The organism is Stenotrophomonas pictorum JCM 9942, assembly GCF_001310775.1.
Lineage (GTDB): Bacteria > Pseudomonadota > Gammaproteobacteria > Xanthomonadales > Xanthomonadaceae > Stenotrophomonas > Stenotrophomonas pictorum.
Genome location: NZ_BAZI01000407.1, coordinates 1 through 2,242, shown reverse-complemented (window position 1 = coordinate 2,242; position 2,242 = coordinate 1). Strand labels below are relative to the sequence as shown.

General features: G+C 68.9%; 4 protein-coding genes. All 4 read left to right on the top strand.

Annotation, left to right across the window (positions count from 1 at the left end; all coding sequences use genetic code 11):
- Positions 1-660: 3,4-dihydroxy-2-butanone-4-phosphate synthase (locus tag JCM9942_RS14360; RefSeq protein ID WP_172675135.1), on the top strand; the 660-nt coding region annotated here is incomplete at its 5' end.
- Positions 661-718: 58 nt separating this feature from the next.
- Positions 719-1,186, top strand: a complete 468-nt coding sequence (gene ribH / locus JCM9942_RS14355) for a 6,7-dimethyl-8-ribityllumazine synthase (protein ID WP_054660515.1) — start codon at positions 719-721, stop codon at positions 1,184-1,186.
- On the top strand, positions 1,183-1,662 hold the full coding sequence (gene nusB / locus JCM9942_RS14350; RefSeq protein ID WP_054660513.1) for a transcription antitermination factor NusB: 480 nt from the start codon (positions 1,183-1,185) through the stop codon (positions 1,660-1,662). Before ribH ends, nusB begins: the two co-directional genes overlap by 4 nt.
- A gap of 89 nt (positions 1,663-1,751) precedes the next feature.
- Positions 1,752-2,242, top strand: a 491-nt coding sequence (gene thiL, locus JCM9942_RS14345) for a thiamine-phosphate kinase (protein ID WP_089153182.1), incomplete at its 3' end; no start/stop codon positions are given.

The window sequence follows — 2,242 nt, the reverse complement described above, 5'->3', positions numbered from 1 at the left end:
GACCTGCCGCGCATGGCCGGGCTGGAAGCGGCCGGCGTGCTGGTGGAAATCCTCAATGCCGACGGCACCATGGCGCGCCGCCCGGAGCTGGAGGTGTTCGCCCGCGAGCATGGCCTGAAGATCGGCTCGATCGCCGACCTGATCGCCTACCGGCTGGCCACCGAGCACACCGTCGAGCGCGTGGACGAGCGCGGCATCAGCACCGAGTTCGGCCCGTTCCAGCTGATCACCTACCGTGACCGGATCGCCCACGACCTGCATTTCGCGCTGGTCCGCGGCACCCCGGACAAGGCCACCCCGACCCTGGTGCGGGTGCAGGTGGAAAACCCGCTGGCCGATCTGCTGCACTGGCGGCGGGAGGACTTCGGCGTGGCCAATACCGACGCGCTGCGCGCGATCGATGCGGCCGGCAGCGGGGTGATGGTGGTGCTCTCGGCACCGCGCGATACCGATGCGCTGCTGGCCCGGATCCGCGCCCAGGATGAAACCGCAGGCAAGAGCAAGGATGTCGGCCAGTGGCGGCGCAATGGCGCCGGCGCGCAGATCCTGGCCGACCTTGGCCTGGGCAAGCTGCGGGTGCTGGGCACCCCGCGCCGGCAGATCGGACTGGCCGGATATGGCCTGGAAATCGTCGAAACCGTGCAGGTGCCGGTCCCGTAACGGCCGGCAAGCGGTACTGACGCGTTAAACTTACCCACCTTTTGGACCCCCGCACCCCATGAGCCACTACGAAGGCGACCTCCGCCCGGCCGGATCGGCCCGTTTTGCCATCATCGCCAGCCGCTGGAACGCCCGCATCACCGATGCGATGGTGGCCGGCGCGCGGCAGAGCCTGGCCGGCAACGGTATCGGCGAGGACGCCATCGATGTGGTGCGGGTGCCGGGCGCGTGGGAAGTCCCGCTGGTGGCCGCGCGGCTGGCCGCCGCCGGCCAGCATGCGGCGATCATCACACTGGGCTGTGTGATCCGCGGCGATACCCGCCACTACGAACACGTAGCCGACCGTTGTGCCGAGGGCCTGATGCGCACGCAGCTGGACTTTGGCGTACCGGTGCTCAATGGCGTGCTGGCGGTGGAGCGGGTGGAGGATGCCGAGGCGCGCGCCGGCGGCAGCCACGGCAACAAGGGGGAGGAAGTCGCTTTGGCGGCATTGGAAATGGTCAATCTTCTGGAACAGCTGCCATGAACAACAAGAACAACGGCAGGCCCGCCGGAAAGCCGGTCCGTCGCGACGGTATCGATCCGGTGCTGCGTTCGCGCGCACGCCGCCGCGCCCTGCAGGCGATCTACGCCTGGCAGATTTCCGGTGGCAACGCCGACTCGCTGCTGGCGCAGTTCGCGCACGAGCAGGCCCATGAAATCGCCGATCTGGCGTACTTCGAGAACCTGCTGCGTGGCGTGCTGGACAACCGCCGCGACATCGATGAGGCGCTGGCGCCGTTTGTCGACCGTGGGGTGGAAGAAGTCGATGCGATCGAACGTGCGGTGCTGCGCGTAGCGGCCTACGAGCTGCGCTACCGCCTGGACGTGCCGTACCGGGTGGTGATCAACGAGGCGATCGAAACCGCCAAGCGTTTCGGTTCCGAACACGGCCACACCTACGTCAACGGCGTGCTCGACCGTGCCGCGCTGGAATGGCGCAAGACCGAATCGGGCCAGTAAGCCGACGGCGGCGGTGCCGCCGTTTCACCCTGAACGCGCCGGGGCCGGCATCATCGGCACCGGCGTTGTCGTTTGCGGGAGTTGATGAAGTGAGCCTTGACGAGTTTGGCCTGATCGAGCGGATCGCCGCGCGTACCCGTGCGCGCGCGGACATCGCGCTGGGCATCGGCGATGACGCGGCGCTGCTGCAGCTGCCGCCCGGGCAGCAGCTGGTGGTGACCGCCGATACGCTCAACGCCGGCGTGCATTTCCCGCCCGAGACGCTGCCGGCCGATATCGGCTGGAAGGCGCTGGCGGTGAACCTGTCCGATCTGGCCGCGATGGGCGCGCAGCCGGCCTGGTGCACGCTGGCCCTGTCGCTGCCAGAGGCCGATCCGGATTGGATCGAGGCGTTTGCCGATGGCTTCTTCGCTCTGGCCGATGCCCATGGCATCGCCCTGATCGGCGGCGATACCACGCGCGGTCCGCTGTCGATCTCGATCACCGCGATGGGCTGGGTGCCGGCAGGCCAGGCGCTGCGGCGCGACGCTGCCCGGGTGGGCGACGATGTCTGGGTCAGTGGCCATCCCGGTGAGGCCGC

Coding starts and splice junctions, on each gene's coding strand:
- nusB (WP_054660513.1), top strand. CDS start 1,183: ATGAACAACAAGAACAACGGCAGGCCCGCCGGAAAGCCGGTCCGTCGC.
- ribH (WP_054660515.1), top strand. CDS start 719: ATGAGCCACTACGAAGGCGACCTCCGCCCGGCCGGATCGGCCCGTTTT.